Origin of the sequence: Rathayibacter sp. SW19 (genome assembly GCF_030866825.1) — a bacterium.
GTDB lineage: Bacteria > Actinomycetota > Actinomycetes > Actinomycetales > Microbacteriaceae > Rathayibacter_A > Rathayibacter_A soli.
In genome coordinates this window covers 1,845,691-1,869,550 of the sequence record NZ_CP133020.1, presented here as the reverse complement: position 1 = coordinate 1,869,550, position 23,860 = coordinate 1,845,691, and the positions used below count along the sequence as shown (strand labels likewise).

The window sequence follows — 23,860 nt, the reverse complement described above, 5'->3', positions numbered from 1 at the left end:
ACCAGAACGAATCGCGCCGGGCCAGGACGGCAAGAGGCGCTCGCTACGTACCGGGCGGTGACGCTCTCGTGGTCACACCGCTAGGACGCCGGCGCTGAGTACCGCTAATAGTGCGGACGGATGCCCGTCCGCAGAACGCGGGACGGGCATCCTGCCGCCTTAGCTACAGGCCGTATGGGGCAAGCGCCCATGGGTAAGCCAGCAGATTGCCGAGGTAGTTCGGGTGGAAGTTGGCCGTGGCCAACAGCGGAACCGTCGTCAGATTTATGTATGGCAGCCGCGAGCCGATGCCGTGCCCGGCGAAGGCCGCCGTCGTGTCGACGTAGCTGATTCGTGAGTTTCCGACGGCTGCAACGGCTCCTTCGATGACACTGTTCAGCACGTCGCTCGCCGTGTTGACAGCATCACCGAGCGGTGGCTGCACTCCCGGGTTGAACAGGTGAGGATAGCCCAGCACAAGAATCTTTGCATTCGGTGCCCGTGCTGCGATCGCCCTGTAGAGAACCACAAGCTTCGGGCCGACCGTGGGCAGTGCTCCGGCTGCAGCCGCAAGCGCTGCGGCGCACGCCGGAGCGCTCGGATCGGGCGCGCAGGCCGCCAGCACAGCGTCCGAGCCGGCGTCGATGCCACCCACGGTCAGCGTGATGAGAGCGGTGTTCGCGGGAACAGCCGGCAACTGCAGTGCGGCCACGTCAGCGGTTGTCGCACCAGAGCATCCGAGATTCGCTGTCAGGCGATAGCGGCTGACTGCCGCCGCGATGGTTGGGAAACTCCCATAGCGCGAATGCAGACACGGGCCCGAGTCATAAGGCGGTGCGCCCTGTCCGGAGGTGAAGGAGTCCCCGAGTGCGACGTAGTTGCCCGCCGACGTGAACCACGATGTCCGTTGTAGACCTGCGGTGGATATGCCGCTTGTCGAGGCAGCACTTGTCGAGGCAGCGCTTGTCGAAACCGTGTCGACGGATGCGGCGTTGGCCGGGGCGGCCACCATCCCAATAACGAGCGCCCCCGCCACAATGGCCAGCGCGCTCAGGCGTGATGCAATTCCAAGCCTTTTCTGAGAACTCTTCATCATTGTCACAAGGTATGCCCGGGTGCATCTGATGGCAACAGAAACTTTCACCAACAAAACAGGCCCGCCTGCCGAAGCAGAACGGGCCTGTCTCTCCCGGGCGCGCCTGGCGAGAGGCGACCCGAGAGACCTGTGTGACCTACTCGGTTACAGAAACCTCGACCGGAGCAGCTGCGGGCGCCTCGTCGGCGATCACCGGCTGCAGTGACAGCTTGCCGCGGTCGTCGATCTTGGTGATCTCAACCAGGATCTTCTGGCCGACGCCGAGCACGTCTTCGACATTCTCGACACGCTTACCACCGGCGAGCTTGCGCACCTCGGAGATGTGGAGCAGGCCGTCCTTGCCCGGGAGCAAGGAGATGAACGCACCGAACGTGGCGATCTTGACGACGGTTCCGAGGAACTGTTCGCCGACCTCCGGGTTCGTCGGGTTCGCGATGGCGTTGACCTGCGCGCGAGCCGCCTCGGCGGAGGGTCCATCGACCGCGCCGATGTACACGGTGCCGTCTTCCTCGATCGAGATGTCTGCGCCGGTCTCGTCCTGGATGGCGTTGATCGTCTTGCCCTTGGGGCCGATCAACTCACCGATCTTGTCGACCGGGATGTTGACCGAGATCACGCGCGGCGCGGTCGGAGCCATTTCATCCGGCTGATCGATCGCCGCGTTCAGCACCGACAAGATCGTCGTGCGGGCATCCTTCGCCTGCTGCAGCGCGCCGGCCAGAACCGACGACGGCAAACCGGCGAGCTTCGTGTCCAGCTGGATCGCCGTGACGAACTCACTCGTGCCTGCAACCTTGAAGTCCATGTCGCCGAGAGCATCTTCAGCACCCAGGATGTCGGTCAGCGCGGCGTAGCGCGTCTCACCGTCAACCGTGTCTGAAACCAGACCCATCGCGATACCGGCGACGGGTGCCCGCAGCGGCACGCCCGCATTCAGCAGCGACAGGGTCGAAGCGCAAACAGAACCCATCGACGTCGACCCGTTGGAACCGAGAGCCTCTGACACCTGGCGGATCGCGTACGGGAACTCCTCACGGCTCGGCAGCACCGGCACGAGCGCGCGCTCGGCGAGGAAGCCGTGCCCGATCTCGCGACGCTTCGGGCTGCCGACACGGCCGGTCTCACCGGTCGAATACGGCGGGAAGTTGTAGTGGTGCAGGTAACGCTTCTTCGTGATCGGGCTCAGCGAGTCGATCTGCTGCTCCATCTTCAGCATGTTCAACGTGGTGACACCCAGGATCTGGGTCTCACCGCGCTGGAAGATCGCCGAACCGTGCACGCGCGGGATGACCTGCACCTCGGCGTCGAGCGGGCGGATGTCTGCAAGCCCACGACCGTCCATGCGGATGCCTTCGCGCAGCACGCGACCGCGGACGACTACCTTCGTGACGGACTTGTACGCTGCCGACACCTGCGCGTTGGCACCTTCGGGTAGTTCGCCCGCAGCAACCTTGCCTGCGATGAAGTCCTTGGTGCGGGACTTCAGAGCATCATCGGCGTCCTGGCGGGCGATCTTCTCCGCGATCTGGTAGACCTGCACAAGCTCGTCATAGGCGAAGCCGGCGACCGCATCGTAAGTGGCTTGCTCGTAGGGCGGAAACACCGGGAAGTCGAGAATCGCCTTCGACGATTGTGCCGCCATCTGCGATTGTGCGTCGACGAGCTGCTTGAGGAACGGCTTCGCCGCCTCGAGGCCCTGGGCCACGACCTCTTCGTTCGGTTTGGTGGCGCCGGCCTTGATCAGGTTCCAGCTGTGCTCGGTGGCTTCCGCCTCGACCATCATGATCGCGACGTCTTCCTGGCCGTGCGAGTCCGTCACAAGACGGCCCGCGACGGTGATGTCGAACACGGCCTCTTCCAGCTGCGACGCAGTCGGGAACGCAATCCACTGGTCAGCCGCGGCTCCATAACCGGGGATGAGGGCGAGACGCACGCCACCGATCGGACCGGAGAACGGCAGACCGGAGATCTGCGTCGACGCGGATGCCGCGTTGATCGCGAGCGCGTCGTAGAACTCGCCCGGCGCGATCGACAGCACGGTGATGACGATCTGCACCTCGTTGCGCAGCCCCTCGACGAAAGACGGGCGAAGCGGGCGGTCGATCAGACGGCAGACCAGGATGGCCTCCGTCGAAGGCCGGCCTTCGCGACGGAAGAATGATCCGGGGATCTTCCCAGCGGCGTAAGAACGCTCTTCGACATCCACCGTGAGCGGGAAGAAGTCGAAACCGTCCCGCGGATGCTTGCCGGCGCTGGTTGCGCTCAGCAGCATCGTGTCTTCATCCAGGTACGCCGCGACGGCGCCCTGTGCTTGCTGCGCCAGGCGACCGGTTTCGAACCGGACCGTGCGCGTGCCGAATCGACCGTTATCGAGAACGGCCTCGGCGTATTTGATTTCTGGACCTTCCATTGAGGTCTTACTCCTTAAGTGTTTTCCTCGCCATTCCGGCGAGCGAAACGCGACTGCCCGTGTGGCAGTCGGGTGTGTACTTTTGGAGCAGGGAAGTAGGCAAAACTTGAACCATCCGGCTCATGCTGGCCACCAGTAGAAGGACACGGACGCTTGCGCTTTCCGGATACCACCACCGAGGACCAGCTTCCTGCCAGCCTGCTCCGCACGGTAGGACTGCGCGTTCAGTCTCTGAGCGCGTAGTTAACCTCGTCAAGCTTAGCAGAGCGCGCGTTCTCAGCCTGGGAGCCAACGAGGCGGCCGCACCGTCGTCCCGGGCCGTCGAAGCCCTGCTCTGCTCGCCACTGACGAACTCGATGGCACCACGGCGATTCGCAGCCACGCGTGATCACGCGCTCTGCTCGTTCGCTTTCCTCAGCGCCGCGGCAACACTACCCAGATCCAGTTCGACGCTGAACGGCCGGTGATCACCGATGACGGCCGCCGGTACTCGCAGATAGCGCCCGTCTGCGCGCAATGGCACCAACAGTGCATCCCACTCTTCGCCGAGTTCTAGCGGTAGGAATCCGGCGTGGAAGATGCGCGCGTTCGCTCCGGCGATCAGGTGCACGGCCACGCGATAGCGTCGGCCGAGCCAGCGGGTTGCGCGCGGTACGAGCACAGCACTGAGTGAATCACCGCCGAATGCTGCCGCTGCGTCGATCGCATTCTGGTGACGGATGCTGTCCGCGACAACCGTGCGCGGAACATCGGATGCCGGGGCCGGCACGATGGTCAAACCGTTCAGCGTTGACAGGTTCCCATACGCATCCGGATTGAGACGGCCACGCGCACCCGGGCTGAACAGGCCGGCCACGACGACCAGTGCGGCGACGACGCTCAGCGCAACCAGGATCCAGAAGGCGAGGGCGGGCCCGGTCACCTGCAGCGCACTTGTGACGAACAGCAGCAGGAACAACAGGATGTAGCCGGCCGGCTCCCAGCGCCAGAGCGGTTTTCGACGGTGGGGCATGGGTTCACGATATCGCGCTGCGGTGCCGCGACTGCAGGCGCAGCAATCGGTGGCACGGTGCTCGGTGGCCCGACGCTTGGTCAGGCCGCTGGGACAGACTCTGTTGCGGTCGCTGTCCCCTTCGCCGCCGCAGTCGCCGAGAGGATCGCGTTGTAGTCGCCGCGCTTCCAGGTGTCCCAGTTCCACGCCTGCAGGAAACGCGTGCCACTGCCCAGCCCATTGCCGAACAGCTTCGCTTTGTCTGCCGCCGTCAGGTGGAAGTCCGTGGCTGTGTAGCCGGTCGTGTCCACGAAGATCGTGCGGGAGGCGAACGCCGGGTCCGCAATGTATACGCGATCGTGCGCATCTTGCATCGTGCTCAGGAGAGACTTCGCGAGCTGGAAGTTGTCAGCATCCGGATTCCACGTGCTCGAACTCATATTGCTGCGGGCGGAGAGTTTGACGCCGAGCGTCGGCCATCGCGCGGGCTGGCCGTCATCACGATCGAAGATGTCGATCGGATAGTTCGACAGCATGCCGCCATCGGTGCAGACGACCACGGCGTGGCGCACGATCGCCGGGTCGGCCTTGATCTGGAAGGGTCGAAAAAAGAACGGGATCGACGCGGACGCCCGCACCGCATCGGCGACGGGCTGCTGATCCGGGTCGACCCCGAGCAGCTCGCGGTAATCCCACGGAAGTCTCAGCATGAGGCCGCGGGAGACATCCGAAACGATTACGACGAGCTTGTAACGCTGGTCCGGTGGCAGGGAACTGCCCGGGTCGTCCTGCTTGAGGTCTGCCCAGGTGCGGATGCCGTGACTCTCGAGTGTCTGGGCGATCCACTGATGCAGAAAATCACCGACGAAGATCCCCTCATGGAAGATGAGGCCGAGCGCTCCGCCGAGGTGGGGGATGTGCGCGAACTCTTTCGGCTCGTCTTCGAATTGGGAGAAGTCGAGGTTGTCCATCGTCGTCTTGATCTCCGCGGCGCTCATGCCTGCTGCCACGAACGAAGCGACGATCGCGCCGGCCGACGTGCCGGCAACACGCTCAAAGGTGTATGGTTCCGTCGCCGTCGCGAGAGCGGTGATCGCACCGACCAGGCCCGACCCCTTCACTCCGCCGCCCTCGAGAACCAGGTCTGCTTGTGGCATTTCCGATCGCCCCTTCCCGCGTCACGGCTGTCGCGTTCGGCAGCCGTTCGTGCGTTACGTGCTGAGCGTGCTCCGCGTTGCGAGCGGTGTCAAGATGCAATTCGCGTGCAAAATATATCTTGACATCAAGATACTTTGTGGCAGAGTGAGAAGTGAGGTTAGGCAACCCTAATGAGCCTCCACTGGGGCTCGATTGCCTACGGAGCCGAGCTGATCATGACCGATGTCCGCCAAGCAGAATCCGAAGTTCCCCGGGTCGACTCGGTGACAGGGGTGCCCCCCTTGCCACAGGTACGCCAACTCGCCCAATTTGTCGACAACGCCGCATTCGATGATTTGAGCGCGGATGCACTGCAGCAACTCAAGATTCGCGTGCTCGACACGATCGGCGTGGCGATCGGAGCGCTTGACGCCCCGCCGATCGTTGCCATCCGCGCGCTCGTCGATGACCTCGGCGGCACGCCCACAGCCACGATGATCGGTGGCGGGCGCGCGTCGATCGATCGCGCAGCGTTCGTGAACGTTGCGCTCAGCCGCTACCTCGACTTCATGGATGCCTACCTCGCGCCGGGCGAAACGTGTCACCCCTCCGACAATCTCGGTGCTGTACTTGCGGCGAGCGAGTCCGTCGGCGGCACGGGCGCGGAGTTTCTCACAGCGCTGGCAGTCGCGTATCAAGTGCAGGCGAGGCTCAGCGACGTCGCGCCGGTGCGCGCAAAAGGATTCGACCACACCGTGCAGGGTGCGTACGCGTCCGCTGCGGCTGTGGCCAAGGCACTGCGGCTGCCGACCGACCAGATCGCGAACGCGATCGCCATATCCGGCACCGCGAACAACGCGCTGCGCGTCACACGCACGGGCTCGCTCAGCAACTGGAAGGGTCTCGCATACCCGAATACGGCAAAGGAGGGTACCTTCGCGGCACTGTTGGCCTCGCGCGGCATCACCGGACCGGAATTGGTCTTCGAAGGCAACAAGGGGTTCATGCAGTCCATCGCCGGACCGTTCGAGATCGACTGGTCCGCCGAGGACCTCGAGCGTGTGCGGATGACCATCGTGAAGCGGCACAACGCCGAGATCCACTCTCAGTCCGCGCTCGACGCCGCCATCGACATCCGTTCTCAAACGGGGTTCGATGCCGCACGCATCCGTTCGATTCACCTGCGCACATTCGCAGTTGCGTACTCGATCATCGGCGGAGGTGAAGAGGGCGACAAGCGCACGGTGCGCACCAAGGAGGAAGCTGATCATTCGCTCCCCTACTTGCTTGCTGCCGCTCTCGTCGACGGCGAACTCAGCCCGGCCCAATTCACGCAGGAGAGGATCGTCGCCGGCGACGTGCAGCGCCTGCTCCACACGGTGACGATCGTGCCAGACGACGATTTCTCGGCTCGCTTCCCCGCCGAAATGCCCGCCGACCTCGAAGTCACACTGGACGACGGAGCGGTCTTCCGATCTGAGCAGAACTCGTATGAGGGATTCCACACGAACCCGATGAGCTGGGCTGTCGCGCGCCGCAAGTTCGATGCAGTGGCGCTGCCGTTCACGACGGTTGCGCTCCGCGACCAGCTCGCGGCGACCATCCAGAACCTCGAACACGAACCCGTCAGCGCTCTGACCGCACTGCTCGCCCAGGTGAGCCGCACCCGTACGGCCTGATCCGTGCGTCACAAAACCAAAACAAGAAAGGTCACACCATGACCATCACCGATGCTCCCACCCGGAGCGCAACATCCGATCACGATCATGACGACGGCGCCGCGACGAACCGCAACGCCACCTCGCACGACGTCGCGTTCAACTTCGTCCCGCGCGCCTACCGCCCGGCGAAGCCGCGCACGGTCGGGCTCACCGAAGTGCGCGGCCCGTACTACTCGACGTATGGAACGCGGCACCTCGCCGATGTGCTCGACGTGGCCGGCCAATGGGTCGACGGCGTCAAGTGGGCCGGTGGATCGTTCGCCCTCCTCCCTCGCGAGCAGGTGCGTGCGTTCAGCGACCTCGCACACCAACATGAGGCGTACATCTCATCCGGTGGATGGCTGGAAACCGTGCTTCGCTACGGTCCGGATGCCGTCGACGCGTATCTGAAGGAGGCCAAGGAGGTCGGCTTCGACGTGATCGAAATCTCGGCCGGGTTCATCTCGGTTCCAACCTCGGGGTTGTTGCGGTTGATCGAGCGCGTCAAGAAGGCGGGGCTGAAGGCGAAGCCAGAACTCGGCATCCAGTTCGGCTCGGGTGGAGACTCCGGCGAGGCGGAACTCGCCGCTGAGGGCAAGAAGGACGTCGGCGATCTGATCGCGCGGGCGAACAAAGCCCTCGAAGCGGGCGCGGACATCATCATGATCGAATCGGAAGGCATCACCGAGAATGTGGTCGAGTGGAACACCCGGCCGGTTGCGGAGATCATCAATGGGGTCGGCCTCGAGCACGTGATGTTCGAGTCTGCGGACCCGCCCGTCTACGAGTGGTACATCAAGAACTACGGCAACGAGGTCAACCTGTTCGTCGACCACAGCCAGATCCTGCAATTGGAAGGCCTGCGCCAGAACATCTGGGGCAACAAGTCCACCTGGGGTCGCATCATCAACCCCGCGTGAACAACTGATGGCCGCCGAAGTGCTGGGCTCTAACCCAGCACTTCGGCTGCCAGCAGTTCGACGGCACGCAGCCGTGCCGGCGAAGACGCCACAGCTTCATCCTCGTGTGCAGACGCCACCAGATGCAGCATGACCTCGTCGACACCGAACTGCGAGGCAAGCGCGCGGATGCGGCGTGCCGCGTTGGCTGGATTGTCGATGATCCAGCTCGCGGACATCCGCTCGATCAGATCGGATTGGGCCGGAGTCGGAGTTGTCGCTGCTGCTTGTTCGACCGAAGGCAACTGTGTCAATGCAGCCCCGGTGCGCAGCTTCGCCATCTGCTGCATTTGCGGCAGAGCAAGGGCACGGGCCTCGTCGGCGGTCTCTGCCACGGACACGTTCAGGGTGAGGAAAGTGGTCGGCTGCGCAACCGTCTCGGACGCCGTGAAGTCGCGCCGATAGAGCTCGAGGGCCTCCGTGGTGCTGTCTCCGGAGAAGTGATTCGCGAAGACGTAGCGCATCCCCTCATGTGCGGCGAGGTTCGCTGAATAGCCGCTGGAACCCAGCAGCCACACCTCTGGAACAGAGTGAGCGACCGGCGTGGCGCTGAGTTCGTAGCGCTGCCCATTCTGCAATCCGAGAACTGCGCCTGCAGGATTTAGGAGTGCGGCGATGTCCGCGATGTTCTGGGCGAACGCATCCACATCACTGACGGCTCCGCTGGACCTCAACAACGCTGTGATCACCGGGTCGCTGCCCGGGGCCCGGCCGAGGCCGAGGTCGATGCGGCCGGGGAATGCGGCCTCGAGAATGCCGAATTGCTCGGCGATGACCAATGGCGAGTGGTTGGGAAGCATAACCCCGCCTGCGCCGACGCGGATCCGCTCGGTTGCCCCCGCGATGATGCCGATCAGCACAGGCGGGTTCGTCGACGCGACTGAAGGCATGTTGTGATGTTCGGCCACCCAGTAGCGTCGATAACCGAGTTCGTCGGCGCGCTGCGCAAGCTCGACGGTCGCGGCGATGGCATCCGCCGAACTCTGCCCTACCCGCACCGGGATCAGATCGAGCACCGACAGGCTTAGTCGGGCTTTGTTGGTTGCAGCGTCGTCGGTGGTATTCGTCACAGTAGTCATCATGCCGTGGAACCGTCCGGCACCCGCGCGTATTCCAACCGGGCGGTCCACGGAGGACGCACATCGGGCCGCCACCTTGAGGTGACGGCCCGATTGCAAGAAGTTCGCGTTGTCAGCGAGACCCTGTTCTCACCAGGGACCGCCCTTCGACAAGCTCAGGGACCGCAGAGACTTCTATCGACGGAGGCCGAGGCGCTCGATCAACGAGCGGTAACGGCTGATGTCGATTTCCTGCAGGTAACCCAGCAGGCGGCGACGCTGGCCGACCAGCAGAAGCAGGCCACGACGTGAGTGGTGGTCGTGCTTGTGCTCCTTGAGGTGCTCGGTGAGATCCTTGATCCGCTTGGTCAGGATTGCTACCTGAACTTCGGGGGATCCGGTGTCACCGGGGTGGGTCGCGTACTCTTCGATGATCGCCTTCTTGACATCTGCATCAAGTGCCATAAATGTGATCCCCTTTTCTCTCATTGCGCGGTGCCCGGGGCGGGATGCCTGGGCTCTCTTTATCCGCGGCCGTTCTACGGCAACCTCAAGAGTCTAACAGAGCGCGCCCGGGGTGGCTGTCGCGGGCTATTCGGCCAAAGCTGAGGCGGACGCTGCAGCGTCGCGAGCCCGCTCGATCAGGTGCATGTGCAGCGCGAAGAATCCGTACGCATACGCGAGCAGGAGCGAAATCCCGACAAAGAACCATGGCCAGGCGAGACTGATCGGCCTAGATGCCGTCACCACGACAGCAGCCACGAACGTCACAACGACAAGGGCACCGATCGCACCGCCGATCCATTTGCCGAGTTCACCACGCAGCCCGACCACCGCCTCTTTGTCGAGGGCAGCGAGACGACGTTGTGTTCGAGAATCTGTATACGCTTGCGTGCTTCGATAGATGCGATCCACCGTTGTGAAATACCAGACGGTCACGACGATGATCACGAGTGTCAGCCCTGCAGCCCAGCCGTAAGGCGTGGCGATAGCCCGACCTAGACCAATGGCTGCCGCCACGAACCACGCCGCGATCACACCGACGAACCCGTAGCCAAGCGCGGCCCAGCGCATCGTCCGGCCGAGATCGGCGATGATCTCATCGTCACCGGTCAAGAGTGGATCGTTCTGCAACTGGGTTGGCGTGAACACGGTGCGAGACTACTCGAACGAACTTCTAATCGGCTCTGGCCGCGCCATAATCCGCGACATTCCTCTGCGGCGGTTCATGCGACGGCCAGCTCGGCGTCTTCCGTCTCGGGAAGAGTACCGTCAACTTCGGACTCCCCGGCTGCGGGCTGAATCAGCGAGAACACCGCGCCTTGCGGGTCAGCAACTGCGGCCCACGATCCAACGCCGTCCGCTGAGGCGACTTCCGCGAGCACAGCGCCACCCAGCTCGCGCACCTGCTCAATGCGATCGGCAAGATTTGCGACTTCGAAATACACGCGCCAATGCGGTGGAAGGCCGACAACATCCGATGCACCGACTCCGGCGATCGTGACGCCTCCCACGTCGAGCATCGGATACCCGAGCTCTTCCGCAGAATCGTCCGAATCGCTCAGCGCCTCCGCCTCCGCATCCTCCGCTTCCGCATCGGCATCCTCCGCGAGCTCATCAACAGACTCCGCCGCGTCGGATCCCATCCGCGAAACGGATACGCCCAGAACGCTCTCATAAAACGGCAGCGATTCCTCCGCATGCTCGGCCAGCAGCTCAAACCAGCCGACAGCCCCCTCCTCGTCTCGCAACCATGACCCGGGGTACCCGGTGCCCTGCCACAGGCCGATGACCGCACCGCTGGGATCCGTAACGATCGACAACCGCACCCCGTTGCCGAGATCGCCGGGCGGCAACAACACAGTTCCGCCTGTCTCGCCGACCGCATTGGTCGCGGCATCCGCATCGTCAACGGCGAGATACGTCGTCCAGAACGGAACGGCGCCCTTCTCAGCAAGCGTTTGCGGCAGCAAACCGATCGCACAGACCGCGATCCCGCCGCGGTAAGCGAGCCGATAGCCTCCGGACTGCGCCGGCTCGTGCACCTCCCAGCCCAGCAAAGCAGCATAGAACTCCGCTGCAGCAGCGGAATCAATGCTCTGCAGGTCGACCCAGATGGGCGTTCCTTGGGGGAATCGAGTGACGGTCGGCATCGTGGTTCCTCTCACGCTGTGGACGTGCAACGCGTTCCGGTCGGATGTCGCGCATCCATCCACGCTACGCCGCGCGCACAGCGCCTGCCACCGCTGCACTGTAAGGTGCACCAGGAAGTCGCGCGATAACCGCGTGTGCTCCGGTGGTCCCTATTGAAACGAGATGACTTCATCACCCCAGGCGAGCCGGCGCTTGCGGCGCGGATCCCGAATGATGCGGTCAACCTTGTCGATCACGAGGGTGTTGCGCTGAACAGCGTCATAACTCGGCCAGCTCTGCAGAGCCGGAGGCGCGCTCGACACAGAACCTGCGACGGCGAGCGCATCGGTCGTCGAGTCGGTCGGATTCGGGTTGAGCGTGCGTGCGAAGCTCAGCCAGCGCGTCTGCATGCGAGCGGCGACAACCGCCGCTGTCCTGGCCCCGCCGAGCGGCACAACCGCCAACGGCAACCCGACCGGATTGCCCCAGACATAGGGCAACTCCGCCCCGTGCATCGCACCGAAGCCGATCGCCTTGACCAGGGGGCGAACATAGTCGAATTCGTACAACCAGGTCGGTGCATAGCTGCTGTGAGCGGTCGCCGCCCAGATGGTGGGCATGCGGAAGGCCGCATCCGTTGAAATGTGCAAAGCGCTCGCGCGGCTCGGATAGCCGTCGTACGCCGGGGGGATCATCCACGCTTCGGCGATTCCGAGATTCGCCACCATGGCTTCGATGTCGGCAACGCTGGTCGGCAGAATCGGCGAACGCAGCAGTTTGAACAGCAGCGCCTCATTGCGGTTGGTGCCGATGATCAACGGGATCGGCAGCGCCCTGCCTTCCTCGAAAGCGGTCAGGGGGTATTCCGGCACCAACTCGCCGTCGACGACCGGCGCCACCGCGATCGTGCCCGGATCGATTCCGGGATTGTTCCGCACCAACCGCTCGCACGCGCGCGTCAGCTGGTCCACCGGCACCAGGCGCAACCGGTCGATCTCGTGCTCGGGCACGTCGACAAGCTCGAGAAATCGGGCGGCGAACCGGTGCGCGCGCTCTTGCGAATAGACACTGCCCACCGGCGAGCTTTCCGCGATCGCCGCGCGGAACAGCCCTGTGGCGCTCGGTGATGCCATGAGAGTGGTGATCGCCCCGGCGCCGGCCGATTCTCCGAACACCGTCACGAGGTCCGGATCGCCGCCGAATGCGCCGATGTTGCGCTGCACCCAGGCCAAGGCGGCCAACTGATCGCGAAGCCCGATGTTGCTGTCGAACGATTCGCTCGCACCGCTGAATCCGCTGAAATCGAGAAAGCCGAGCGCGCCGAGGCGATAGTTAAACGTGACAACAACGACGTTGCCATGGCTGGCGAGGCCCGACCCGTCGAAGAGAGGGTCAGCAGAAGACCCGATGTAGTACGCGCCGCCGTGGATCCAGACCATCACCGGTAGCCCGGCGCCACCGAGCGCCGGCGTGAAGACGTTAATGGTGAGACAGTCCTCGCTCGCGGCCGGCAGACGGTTCATCAGCCCAACAGGCGCTGGTTTCGGTGCGGACGCCAGCCCCGGTTGCGGGGCGATGGCACCGAACTCCGACGCACCCAACTCACCATCCCAGGCTTCGGGCGGCCGGGGTGCACGCCAGCGCAGCGGACCAATCGGCGCCGCCGCATACGGAATGCCCTTGAACGAAGAGTTTCCCCCGCGCGTCAGCCCGCGCACGCGGCCGTATTCTGTGTCAATCACCGGTTCTTCGCGGCTCATCGCGACCGCGCCTGGCTCGCTCTTGCTCACTGAGCCAGCTTAGGACGCCGACGCACGAGAGCGCTCAGACGGGGTGTAGCTTCGGTATGCCGTGAAGGAACCGACCGAAACTGACAAGACGACGCGAACCCGTACGCGTGGAAGCTTGTTCGCCGACCTGGCCCCGCTCAAAGAAAGCCCACCGTTCGCGCGGCTCTGGCTGGGTGGGGCGATCTCCGGTATCGGCAGTCAGATGACGATCGTGGCAATCGGGTTACAGATCTACGACATCACCGCGTCCACTCTCGCGGTGTCGCTGGTCGCGTTGTTCGCGCTCGTGCCCATGGTCGTGTTCGGCATCTACGGCGGCATGCTCGCCGATGTCTTCGACCGAAGAAAGATCGCGCTCATCTCGGCAATCGTCGCGTGGACGTCGACGGCGGCGATTTCAATTCTGGCCTGGCTCCAGATCGACATCGTCTGGCCGCTCTACCTGCTGACGACGCTCAACGCTGTCGCTGCGACTGTGATCAGCAGCACGCGGATGGCCATACTGCCGCGCCTGCTCCCCGCTCGACTGTTGCCGGCCGCATCCGCCCTTGCCGGCATCAGCACGGGGGTGATGGTCACCGTTGGGCCGGCGCTTGCGGGCGTGCTCGTCGCCGCCGTCGGGTTCGGTTGGACCTACAGCGTCGACGTCGTGCTATTCGTGTTCGCGTTCCTCGGCATCGCAACTCTGCCGAAGATCGTGCCGGCGGCCGGCGCTCAGAAGCCAGGATTCCGTTCACTGATGGAGGGGGTGCGCTTTCTCCGGCGAGCACCGAACATTCGCATGTCGTTCATCGTCGACATCATTGCCATGACGTTCGGCCAGCCGCGCGTGCTGTTTCCTGCTGTCGGCGTCATGCTGCTCGGCGGTGGCGCCGTCACCGTCGGAATCCTGACGGCGGCCTACGCCGTCGGCGCGCTGCTCAGCAGCATCGTCTCCGGGCCGCTCGGCCGCGTGCGCTACCAGGGACGCGCGGTCGGCAAGGCGATCGTCACGTACGGCGTCTGCATCGCAGCGTTCGGCCTCGTACTCGCCGCGATGGCGACCGGATGGTTCGGCCCGGTCTCCGCATCGATCTCCGGCGCGAACATCCCCGCTTTGATCATCGCATCGGTCGTTCTGGTCTGCGCCGGCGCTGCAGACAACGTCAGCGCAATTTTCCGCATGACGATTCTGCAATCCGCGGCCCCGGACGCGATGCGTGGCCGCATCCAAGGCGTCTACACGGTGGTTGTCACCGGTGGCCCGCGAATCGGTGATCTGTATGCAGGCGTGCTCACCACGATCGCAGCGCTGTGGTGGCCGCCGCTGCTCGGCGGGCTCGTAATTATCGTTGCCGTCGGGCTACTGATGCGAGGCTCGCACACGTTCCGCAACTATGACGCGATCGCCCCGACTCCGTAGCAGCTGGATGCGACGAGGCGGCGCGCTTCAGGCTGGTGTCTCGGCAACACCCAGCAGGTCGATGACGAAAATCAATGTCTTGCCCTGTAACGGGTGTCCGACCGCCGTCGTCTCGCCGTATGCCATCCGCGGAGGCACGACCAGCTTGCGGCGACCGCCGACCTTCATGCCCGGAATGCCCTCGCGCCAGCCATCGATCAGGCCGAGCAACGGAAACGTGGACGGGGTGCCACGATTCCACGACGCGTCAAACTCCTCCCCCGACTCGTACTCGACACCGACGTAGTGCACGGTGACCGTGCCGCCCGGAACAGCCTCTCCGCCCTCCCCGACAACGATGTCGTCGATCTCGAGCAGGCCGGATGCCGGGCCCTCCGGCGCATCGATCTCAGGCTTGGAATTCAGGTCAACGGTCATGAGACCATCCAACCGCGTCGAGCGGGCGCACGTCAAAACGGCTGCCGCGCGGCGGCACTGCCGCAAACTCATGACCAAAACCGATCTTCGAGTTGCCCTTGCGCTTTGCCTGCAACAGAGGCACTCTAGTAGTCAGATCAGGATCATCGATCAATGATCAACTTGTCGTCCGGGAGAGTTGCAGGCATCGCCGCACCGCCGGACGATGAGTCTGTTAACGGCGCAGTCTGTTAACGGCGCAGTCTGTTAACGGCGCAGTCTGTTAACGGCGCAGTCTGTTAACGGCGCAGTCTGTTAACGGCGCAGTCTGTTAACGGCGCAGTCTGTTAACGGCGCAGTCTGTTAACGGCGCAGTCCAGGCCCGTCGACCGATCGTGCGGAACGTCAGCGCAGTGCGATGATCTCGTTGCGATCGGCGACTACCGCGGCCAGCAGCAGTTTTTCATCCTTGAGCGCTCCCCGCCGATCCCGGCCACTGACGATCCGCTGGCGGGTGTACGCCAGTCGTGTCGCGTCCTGAATAAAGCGCTTCATCAGCGCAGACGCAGACGGTTGCCGAGATTTCGCCCAGGCCCGTGCACCCCTGCGCCCGGTTGCCGTGCCCAACATGGTCACGTCGTGGCCGGTGAGCCAGCCCGCATTCGCGTATTCGAGCAGTCGTCGCCGAATCAGCCGCGCCTCGCGCCGCCGAAGCCACAGCACGAGCACGATGGCGAGAGCGAACATCGGCATTTGCACGAGCACGTAGTAGCCGATGAAATCTGCTGCAAGGTAGGCCGCGCTGTTCCACAAAGCATGCAGGAGCACCGCGGTGAGCAATCCGAGCACGAGCGCGATCGCGGTGCGCAGAACCCCCGGCTTGAGCGCGGCGATACCCAACGCCAAGCCGGTGCACGAGGTGAACATCACGTGCGCGAAAGGCGACATCAGCCCGCGCAGAAAAAATGTGCCTGCCAGCTCTCCCCCGCCGCCGTCCGCCAACGCAGACCCGAAATAGATGATGTTCTCGACAAATGCGAAGCCTCCTGCGGTCAACGCAGCGTAGACGACGCCGTCGACCGGGCCGTCGAAGGTGCGTTTCAAGACCAGGAAAAGGATGAAGACGCCGAGGCCTTTTGCGCTCTCCTCGACCAACGGCGCTTGCACGACTGCTTGGAAGAAGTCACTCGGCGGCGGTGCTCCTTGCAGATACTGGAAGACCTGCGAACCCAGGTCGACGAGCAACGCGATCGCCACGGCGGCCCCAGCACCCCACAGCAAGGCGAACCACTGGGCAGCGCTCGGTTCCGGTTCCCAGCGGTCGATCCAGCGAGTCGCCAGCACGACCAACGCGAGCGGAATCAACGCCAGAATGCCACAGCCGATCACGGCCGCCGCGCCGAGCGCCACCGACAGATAGACCAGCACGATCAGTAGAACGAGCGCCAGCGCGCTGAGTCCGACAACCGTAAACACGACGAGGAGAACGCTCGGCGCGATTGGTTCCGGCCGCGTCGCCGGATGCCAGAGCGGTGCGGCCGGTTGTCCTGCGGCCGGCGGCGTGGCGTGCGCGGGAGGCCTCCAGTGGTCGGATGACCCATCCCCCGAACTGAAAGTCATGAACTCACGTTAGAGGACGCCGGATCATTCCTCGAACATGACTCCGGGATTCAAGATGTCTGCCGGATCGAACATGGCCTTCAACTGTCGTTGCAACTGATACGAATCATCGCCCAGTTCCTCACGCAGCCAACGCCTTTTCAACACGCCGACGCCGTGCTCCCCGGTCAACGTGCCACCGAGTTTCAGGGCGGCGGCGAACAGTTCACCGGCAGCGTCCCACACGAACGCGGGAACCTGCTCACCCTGGAACACGAAGTTGGGGTGCAGATTACCGTCGCCGGCGTGGGCGACCGTCGGAATGGAGATCCCGTAGCGGTTCGAGATCTCCTGGATCGCGCTGAACATCTCCGGTAGACGCGATCGCGGAACGGCGACATCTTCAATCAGAACCTGGCCCTGGGCGGCGAGCGACGGGTGAAACGCCCGGCGAATCGCCAGTAGCCGGTCGCCCGTTTCCGGATCCGTCGAAGTGCGTGCTCGGCCCCCGGCATTCTCGATGCAACGCACCGCCTCCGCCCTGACAGCCTCGCACGCTCCGGCGTCGAACTGCACCAGCAGGTAGCTGCCGTCGCCGGTTGAGCCGATGCTTGCACGCATGACATCGTCGCCGATGTATGCCTGGATCACGGCGAGCGATGGCGCATCCAGCAACTCCATCACGGCAGGCCGAAGCCGCGTTGCCGTGATCGCTGCGGATGCGCGGGCGGCGGATGCGACATCCGGAAAAACGGCGCCGATCGTGATCGTGTCGCCCCGTGGGATCGGCAGGGTACGCACGGTTGCTTCGACGATGACGCCGAGGGTGCCCTCCGACCCGACAAATAGCGAGGTCAGATCGTAGCCGGTGACACCCTTGACGGTGCGATGCCCCGTGTGCAGGATGCGACCATCCGCCAGCACGACGGTGAGGCCGAGCACTGCCTCGCGGGTCACCCCGTACTTGGCACAGAGCAGTCCCCCCGCGTTCGTGGCGATGTTGCCGCCGATCGAAGAGATTGCTCGGCTCGCGGGATCGGGCGCGAACCACAGGCCGTACTCGGCGAGCGCATCGTTCAGGTCACCGTTCAACACGCCCGGCTGAACGACGGCGAGTTCATCGTGCGGCTCGATCGACAGAATGCTATTCAAGCCGGCCACGCTGAGCACGACGGAGTTCTTCGAACTGTTCGCCCCGCCGGCCAAGCCTGTGCCCGCACCTCGGGTCACGACGGGCACGCCGAACTCGGTCGCAAGCCGCAGCGTCGTCTGCACGTCAGCAGTGTCGCGTGCATTCACCAGCGCGATCGAGCTGAACTCCGAACGCCAGCCGGATCGATCGGTGCGCATCGCCTCCAACTCATCGGCCCGCACGCTGACGGCGTCGCCGAGCTCGGCGCGCAACCGGGAGAGAAACTCGGACACGATTAGATGATCCCCTGAGCCAGCATGGCGTCTGCAACCCGGATGAACCCTGCGATGTTCGCGCCGAGAACATAATTGCCTGGCTCGCCGTACTCTTCTGCGGTCGTTGCGCAGGACTCGTGAATACCGCGCACAATGTCGGCCAGCCGCTTCTCCGCGTAGTCGAACGACCAGGAATCGCGTGACGCGTTCTGTTGCATCTCAAGAGCCGAGGTGGCCACACCGCCTGCGTTCGCAGCCTTGCCCGGCGCGAACAGCACGCCGGCATCGGCGAAGACGTGCACGGCATCCGGCGTCGATGGCATGTTTGCGCCCTCCGCCACCGCCACAACCCCTCCCTTGACCAGGGTTTCGGCATCGGTCGCGTGCAGTTCGTTCTGCGTTGCGCACGGCAGCGCCACGTCGATGTGGGTTTCGGATGCGATGCTCCAGATATTTCCGCCTGCTCGGTATTCGGATGCGCTGCCACGTTCGTTCGCGTATTCGCTGAGCCGGCCGCGTCGCACATCTTTCAGGTCGTGGAGTAACTCGATGTCGACCCCGCAGGCGTCGTATACGACGCCCGATGAATCGGAGACCGCGACAACGGTTCCGCCCAGCTGATGCACCTTTTCGACCGCGTACAACGCAACGTTGCCCGACCCGGAGACCAGAACTCGGGCACCGTCGAAACTCTCTCCGCGGGTGGCAAGCATTTGCTCAGTGAAGTAGACGGCGCCATAGCCGGTCGCCTCCGTGCGCACGAGCGAGCCGCCCCAACCCACTCCTTTGCCCGTCAGCACGCCGGATTCGTACTGGTTGGTGATCCTCTTGTATTGGCCGAAGAGATAGCCGATCTCGCGGCCGCCGACGCCGATGTCTCCTGCAGGAACGTCACGGTATTCGCCGATGTGGCGATACAGCTCTGTCATGAACGACTGGCAGAAGCGCATCACTTCCGCATCGGACCGACCCTTCGGATCGAAGTCGCTTCCGCCTTTGCCGCCGCCGATCGGCATTCCCGTCAGCGCATTTTTGAAGATCTGCTCGAAGCCGAGAAACTTCACGGTGCCGAGCGTCACGGACGGATGGAAGCGCAAGCCGCCCTTGTAGGGGCCGAGCGCCGAGTTGAACTGCACGCGGAAGCCGCGGTTGATGTGCAAGCGCCCTTCGTCATCGCTCCACGGTACGCGGAAGATGATTTGCCGTTCGGGTTCGCAGAGACGTTCCAGAATCGACGCCTGCGCATAGACGGGATGCTTCACGATCACGCGGCCAAGCGATTCGAATACCTCACGGGTCGCCTGATGGAATTCGGCCTCTCCTGCGTTGCGGCGAAGAACCTCGTCGAAGATCGGCTGAATTGCGGGATCAAGCTCAGTCATACCGTGTGCTTTCTGAAGTTGGGGGTCTCATCGAGCCTAGCGCGCCCGCCGAGGTCGATTTCGAGCGCCGCCGCGCTCGCGCGCGTAGGATCGTTTGTACGAACACGACCCCGGATGTCCGATACGCATCCGCCTTGCGGGGAGGTGCGCACGTTGGGCTCGATCACCGTTGTGATACCTGTTCTGAACGACGCGGCCATGCTTGAGCGGGCGCTTGCGTGCCTGGCGGCCCAGATGCGGCCGGCGGACGAGGTGATCGTCGTGGACAATGGCAGCAGCGACGACTCAGCTGCGATCGCAGCGGCGGCCGGAGCCGTCGTGATCAGTCAGCCGACAACGGGGATCTGGCCGGCGGCCGCCGCCGGCTACGACGCGGCGCGCGGAGATATCATCGCTCGGATCGACGCGGACTCCAGAGTGCCGATCGACTGGCTGCTGCACATCGAGGCCGAGTTCACGGACTCCCCAGACGTCGGCGTACTCACGGGGCCCGGCGACTTCTACGACGGAAACGGCTTCGTCACACTGCTCGGCCAGAATCTGTACATCGGCGGGTACTTCTGGGCGATGTCACTGTGGCTCGGAAATACACCGGTGTTCGGATCGAACTTCGCCATGCGCCGGGACGTGTGGCTGGAGGTGCGCGGGCGAGTTCACAGTGACCTTCGTACCGTGCATGACGACCTCGATCTGAGTATGCACCTGCCACTGGACGCCGTCGTGAGGCTCGACGACACGCTGCGTGTGGGCATTTCAGCGCGCCCGTTCGCCTCCTGGAGCACGCTCGGACGCCGACTCGGCTGGGCCTACCTGACGTTGCGATTGCATTGGCCGGAGCAGACACCGTGGCATCGTCGCCTCGAGCGCGCTCGGCTTGCGGCAGACGAGGACGGGCTGACCGGGGCAGCCTGAGCCGGGTCGCTTCCGATCCTGCCCAGTCCGGTTCAGGGTGCCCAGTCCGGTTCAGGGTGCGGCGTCGAACAATCGCAGCATGTCGGCAGCCAGCTGGTGCGGGGCGGTCTCGCATGGGCTGTGCCCTGTCGCGTAGAGGGCGACCCGCGCTCCGATCTGAGCCGCGAACTTGGTATGCAATCGCTCGGGCCACAGGTCGTGACTTCCGGCTGCGACCAAGAGCGGAACCCCCGCTGCTCTCAGTGCAGGGCGCAGGTCCGGAACGCGCATCATCAGGGAGAGGATGTCGTTCACACTGGAGCGCGTTGTGGACGCAAATCGAGCACGCACGAATGCAAGGCGAGACGGCCCGACCTTGTTCTTGTTCGTGACGATGCCCCAGATCATCAGGCCGGCTGCCGTGCGCCCTCCGACGAAGCGGCTCAGCGGTCCGATCCAGCGCACTCCCCTGAACGATTCTCCGCTCAATGGTGGCGTGGTCAGCAGCGTCAGACTGCGAATCAACTCGGGGCGCACGGCGAGCACCAACTCTGCGACGACACCGGCGAAGGAATAGCCGAGCAGGTGCGCGGGCGCGCCGCTCTCGAGGAACGCGATCAGGTCACCGACGAACAGCGCGTAGTCGTAATGCCCCCCGCCCGGCCGGGGGCCGGCATCCGCCGACTCGTATTGACCAGCGAGGTCGAAACTCTGTACGAAGTACCCCGCTTCAGCGAGCAACGGCGCGACCAGCACGAAATCTTCCTTCGAACCGGTGACACCGGGTGCGAGCACGACGCGCGGGTTGCCCGGATCGCCGAGCGAGAACATGGCCAGCTCCCCGCTCGGCGCGGCGAACCAGCCGCGCACGGCGCCCTCCGGCAAGCGGAACCAATCGATATCTCCCAGCCGGGCGTCCAAACGCTCGGCGGCGGCCGCATTCGTACGCCAGCGAGAATCGCTCGAGGCGTCGTCTGCCTGCGCGCGGGCATCAATAGGCACGGTTCCAATCTATCGGCAGGTATGCAGCGACTAGCCTGAAGGAGTGAGATTTGCGCACCTCGGCGTCGATGCTGAGTCCCCGGCCCGGCTCGCGACCGTCATCGACGATCGTGCGATCTTTCTCGACGAGGTGATGGCGGATGCCCCGTGCGACCTCCAAGCAATGCTCGACTCGGGGGACGCGACCTTGGCGCGCGTGCGCGCATCCGTGGACGAGGCAGCCGCATCGGGCACCCGGTTTTCACTCGTACGGGAGTTGCGTCACGCATCCGCCATTCGGCGTCCACCGTTGATTATCGCGGTCGGCGCCAACTATGCTGCACACGCCTCCGAGTTGGCTCTGAAGGTGGAGAAGGCGCCAACCATTTTCGCACTGTGGCCCAGTTCGCTGACCGGTCACGAATCGACCATCACCTGGCGAGAAGATCTGACCTCCCAAGTGGACTACGAGGCGGAGCTCGGTGTGATCATCGGCAAACCGGCCAAAGACGTGAGCGAACGTGAAGCCCTCGACTATGTCTTCGGCTACACCGTCGTCAACGACGTGACCGCGCGCGATCTGCAGTTCTCGGAGGCTCAGTGGTCCCGGTGCAAGTCGTTCGACGGATTCACGCCGACGGGACCAGTCGTTGTCACCGCAGACGAGATCGGGGACCCGCAAGATCTGTGGCTCACCACGAATGTCGACGGGCGTGTGCTGCAGGATGCCTCAACCGGCGACATGGTGCGCTCGGTCGCTCAGCTCGTCTCCTACCTCTCGCGCACGGCGACTCTCCAGCCGGGCACGCTGATCTCAACGGGCAGCCCCGGAGGTGCCGGATATTCCCGGACTCCCCCGGTATTCCTGCGCGATCGTTCGACCGTTACGGTCACCATTGAGAAGATCGGCTCCCTGACCACATTCTGTCGCGTGATCTGAGCCCTTCGGCTACGCTCAGGGACCGACGCTTCGCGGTTCCTGAGGAGGCCCGGTCCCTGATCCCTGGGCTTGCCGAAGGGCGGACGTCTCGAAGGGCAGGGACCGATCCGAGACCCTCGGCTACTCCGCTTCGACCTCGATGACGGGGATGGCCATCGTGGTTGTCTCCAGTCCGCTCAGCCGCGCGGGAGAGAGCAGCCTGGTGACTTCTTCGCGACTCATCAACTTCGCTTCCACGACGAGGTCGGCGACGTTGTGGTTGGTCAGCAACGCGGTCTTGGCCAGCGCGGCAGCGGCCACGTAACCGATATACGGAGTCAACGCCGTGATCACCCCGACTGAGGAACCCACCATCGTCTCCAGGCGTTCCTCGTTCGCGGTGATGCCGTCGATGCAGTTCACCCGCAACGTCATGAACGACTGCGACATCCAGGTGATCGACTGCAGCAGCGAGTGCGCGATGACCGGTTCGAACGCGTTCAACTGCAACTGGCCCGCCTCGGCCGCCATCGTCACCGTCACATCCGATCCCGCAACGGAGAACGCGACCTGATTGACGACCTCCGGGATCACCGGATTCACCTTGCCCGGCATGATGCTGGAACCGGCCTGCATCGCCGGCAGGTTGATCTCCCCGAAACCGGCCTGGGGCCCGCTGGAGAGCAACCGCAGGTCGTTGCAGATCTTCGACAGCTTGATCGCGCTGCGCTTCAGCGCAGCACTGAACGACATGAACGCGCCGGCGTCACTGGTCGATTCGATCAGGTCAGGGGCCGTCTCCAAATTCAGACCCGTGATCTGATTCAACTGATCGACGACCGTGGCCGCATAGCTCGGGTCGGCCGTGATGCCAGTGCCGATCGCCGTCGCACCGAGGTTGATCTCCGACAACAGCCAGATGGTCTCCTTCAACCGGGCGTGATCCTCTGCCACCGTCGTGGCGAACCCGTGGAACTCCTGCCCCAGGGTCATCGGCACCGCATCCTGTAACTGCGTGCGCCCGACCTTCAATACGTGCGCGAACTCGACGGACTTGCGCACAAAAGCGTCATGCAACAACCACAACTGCTCCAGCATCCGATTCAACGAGAACGCCAGAGCGATCTTCAGCGCGGTCGGATAGGTGTCATTCGTGCTCTGAGACCGGTTCACGTCATCGATCGGATGCATGAATTGATACTCACCCTTGGCGTGCCCGCCCAACTCCAACGCCCGGTTGGCAATCACCTCGTTCACGTTCATATTTGTCGAGGTGCCGGCGCCTCCCTGAATCACACCGACCACGAACTGATCATGCAGCTTGCCATCGATGATCTCCTGGCACGCCTGATCGATCAGGTCGGCCTTGTGCTGCTCCAGCACGCCGATCTTCGCATTCGCCCGGGCAGCGGCCTGCTTGACACTGGCAAAGGCGACGATGAACTCGGGATACACCGAGATCGGCCGTTTGGCGATCGGAAAATTCTCCACAGCGCGCGAGGTGTGCACACCCCAATATGCCTCTGCGGGTATCTCTCGCGGCCCAAGAGAGTCAGTCTCGACTCGTACGGATTCTGCAGTTGCCGCATCCGGAATGACCGGGTTGGTCGTCGTCGGAAGGACAGGGTTG

Annotated in this window: 20 protein-coding genes; 5 read left to right on the top strand and 15 right to left on the bottom strand. The window is 64.0% G+C overall.

What is annotated here, in order from left to right:
* Positions 1–163: 163 nt before the first annotated feature.
* The 4 genes from QU604_RS08460 to QU604_RS08445 all read right to left on the bottom strand — a co-directional run bounded on the left by QU604_RS08460 (position 164) and on the right by QU604_RS08445 (position 5,633).
* A complete protein-coding gene (locus tag QU604_RS08460) occupies positions 164–1,075 on the bottom strand; it encodes an SGNH/GDSL hydrolase family protein (protein ID WP_308468367.1) in 912 nt (303 codons plus the stop codon).
* A 136-nt stretch (positions 1,076–1,211) separates the two neighbouring features.
* Positions 1,212–3,485 (bottom strand): polyribonucleotide nucleotidyltransferase, encoded by a 2,274-nt coding sequence (locus QU604_RS08455; protein WP_308468366.1) that lies wholly within the window; start codon positions 3,483–3,485, stop codon positions 1,212–1,214.
* Positions 3,486–3,873: 388 nt separating this feature from the next.
* Positions 3,874–4,497, bottom strand: coding sequence for a hypothetical protein (locus QU604_RS08450; protein WP_308468365.1), 624 nt, complete (start codon positions 4,495–4,497; stop codon positions 3,874–3,876).
* Between the two features lie 80 nt (positions 4,498–4,577).
* Complete coding sequence (locus tag QU604_RS08445; protein ID WP_308468364.1) at positions 4,578–5,633, bottom strand: patatin-like phospholipase family protein; 1,056 nt, start codon at positions 5,631–5,633, stop codon at positions 4,578–4,580.
* Positions 5,634–5,804: 171 nt separating this feature from the next.
* On the opposite strand from QU604_RS08445, the gene QU604_RS08440 reads away from it, so the two are divergent.
* Together QU604_RS08440 and QU604_RS08435 are read left to right on the top strand one after the other, a co-directional pair.
* On the top strand, positions 5,805–7,292 hold the full coding sequence (locus QU604_RS08440) for an MmgE/PrpD family protein (protein WP_308468363.1): 1,488 nt from the start codon (positions 5,805–5,807) through the stop codon (positions 7,290–7,292).
* Positions 7,293–7,330: 38 nt separating this feature from the next.
* On the top strand, positions 7,331–8,233 hold the full coding sequence (locus QU604_RS08435; RefSeq protein ID WP_308468362.1) for a phosphosulfolactate synthase: 903 nt from the start codon (positions 7,331–7,333) through the stop codon (positions 8,231–8,233).
* A gap of 29 nt (positions 8,234–8,262) precedes the next feature.
* On the opposite strand, the gene QU604_RS08430 is transcribed toward QU604_RS08435, so the two are convergent.
* The 5 genes from QU604_RS08430 to QU604_RS08410 all read right to left on the bottom strand — a co-directional run bounded on the left by QU604_RS08430 (position 8,263) and on the right by QU604_RS08410 (position 13,253).
* A complete protein-coding gene (locus tag QU604_RS08430; RefSeq protein WP_308468361.1) occupies positions 8,263–9,354 on the bottom strand; it encodes an LLM class flavin-dependent oxidoreductase in 1,092 nt (363 codons plus the stop codon).
* Positions 9,355–9,525: 171 nt separating this feature from the next.
* Positions 9,526–9,795: a 30S ribosomal protein S15 gene (gene rpsO, locus QU604_RS08425; RefSeq protein ID WP_022901720.1), complete on the bottom strand. Its 270-nt coding sequence runs from the start codon at positions 9,793–9,795 to the stop codon at positions 9,526–9,528.
* Positions 9,796–9,921: 126 nt separating this feature from the next.
* Entirely contained in the window at positions 9,922–10,482 is a 561-nt protein-coding gene (locus tag QU604_RS08420) for a hypothetical protein (RefSeq protein WP_308468360.1), read from the bottom strand.
* A gap of 74 nt (positions 10,483–10,556) precedes the next feature.
* Positions 10,557–11,483: a VOC family protein gene (locus QU604_RS08415; RefSeq protein ID WP_308468359.1), complete on the bottom strand. Its 927-nt coding sequence runs from the start codon at positions 11,481–11,483 to the stop codon at positions 10,557–10,559.
* Positions 11,484–11,633: 150 nt separating this feature from the next.
* Complete coding sequence (locus QU604_RS08410) at positions 11,634–13,253, bottom strand: carboxylesterase/lipase family protein (RefSeq protein ID WP_308468358.1); 1,620 nt, start codon at positions 13,251–13,253, stop codon at positions 11,634–11,636.
* 61 nt (positions 13,254–13,314) lie between these two features.
* Between QU604_RS08410 and QU604_RS08405 the strand changes: the two genes are divergently transcribed.
* Positions 13,315–14,655, top strand: coding sequence for an MFS transporter (locus QU604_RS08405; protein WP_308468357.1), 1,341 nt, complete (start codon positions 13,315–13,317; stop codon positions 14,653–14,655).
* A 27-nt stretch (positions 14,656–14,682) separates the two neighbouring features.
* Here the strand turns inward: QU604_RS08405 and QU604_RS08400 are convergent, their stop codons facing one another.
* The 4 genes from QU604_RS08400 to gdhA all read right to left on the bottom strand — a co-directional run bounded on the left by QU604_RS08400 (position 14,683) and on the right by gdhA (position 19,439).
* A complete protein-coding gene (locus tag QU604_RS08400; protein ID WP_308468355.1) occupies positions 14,683–15,072 on the bottom strand; it encodes an FKBP-type peptidyl-prolyl cis-trans isomerase in 390 nt (129 codons plus the stop codon).
* 384 nt (positions 15,073–15,456) lie between these two features.
* Positions 15,457–16,671 carry a PrsW family intramembrane metalloprotease gene (locus QU604_RS08395; protein ID WP_308468354.1) on the bottom strand — a complete coding sequence of 405 codons (1,215 nt, stop codon included), beginning with the start codon at positions 16,669–16,671 and terminating at the stop codon, positions 15,457–15,459.
* A 24-nt stretch (positions 16,672–16,695) separates the two neighbouring features.
* Entirely contained in the window at positions 16,696–18,075 is a 1,380-nt protein-coding gene (locus QU604_RS08390; RefSeq protein WP_308468353.1) for an FAD-binding oxidoreductase, read from the bottom strand.
* 2 nt (positions 18,076–18,077) lie between these two features.
* On the bottom strand, positions 18,078–19,439 hold the full coding sequence (gene gdhA / locus QU604_RS08385) for an NADP-specific glutamate dehydrogenase (protein ID WP_308468352.1): 1,362 nt from the start codon (positions 19,437–19,439) through the stop codon (positions 18,078–18,080).
* Between the two features lie 114 nt (positions 19,440–19,553).
* Between gdhA and QU604_RS08380 the strand changes: the two genes are divergently transcribed.
* On the top strand, positions 19,554–20,351 hold the full coding sequence (locus tag QU604_RS08380; protein ID WP_308468351.1) for a glycosyltransferase family 2 protein: 798 nt from the start codon (positions 19,554–19,556) through the stop codon (positions 20,349–20,351).
* Between the two features lie 51 nt (positions 20,352–20,402).
* Here the strand turns inward: QU604_RS08380 and QU604_RS08375 are convergent, their stop codons facing one another.
* Entirely contained in the window at positions 20,403–21,332 is a 930-nt protein-coding gene (locus QU604_RS08375; RefSeq protein WP_308468350.1) for an alpha/beta fold hydrolase, read from the bottom strand.
* 43 nt (positions 21,333–21,375) lie between these two features.
* On the opposite strand from QU604_RS08375, the gene QU604_RS08370 reads away from it, so the two are divergent.
* Positions 21,376–22,251: a fumarylacetoacetate hydrolase family protein gene (locus QU604_RS08370; protein ID WP_308468349.1), complete on the top strand. Its 876-nt coding sequence runs from the start codon at positions 21,376–21,378 to the stop codon at positions 22,249–22,251.
* Between the two features lie 120 nt (positions 22,252–22,371).
* Here the strand turns inward: QU604_RS08370 and QU604_RS08365 are convergent, their stop codons facing one another.
* On the bottom strand, positions 22,372–23,826 hold the full coding sequence (locus QU604_RS08365) for an aspartate ammonia-lyase (RefSeq protein ID WP_308468877.1): 1,455 nt from the start codon (positions 23,824–23,826) through the stop codon (positions 22,372–22,374).
* Positions 23,827–23,860: the final 34 nt, after the last annotated feature.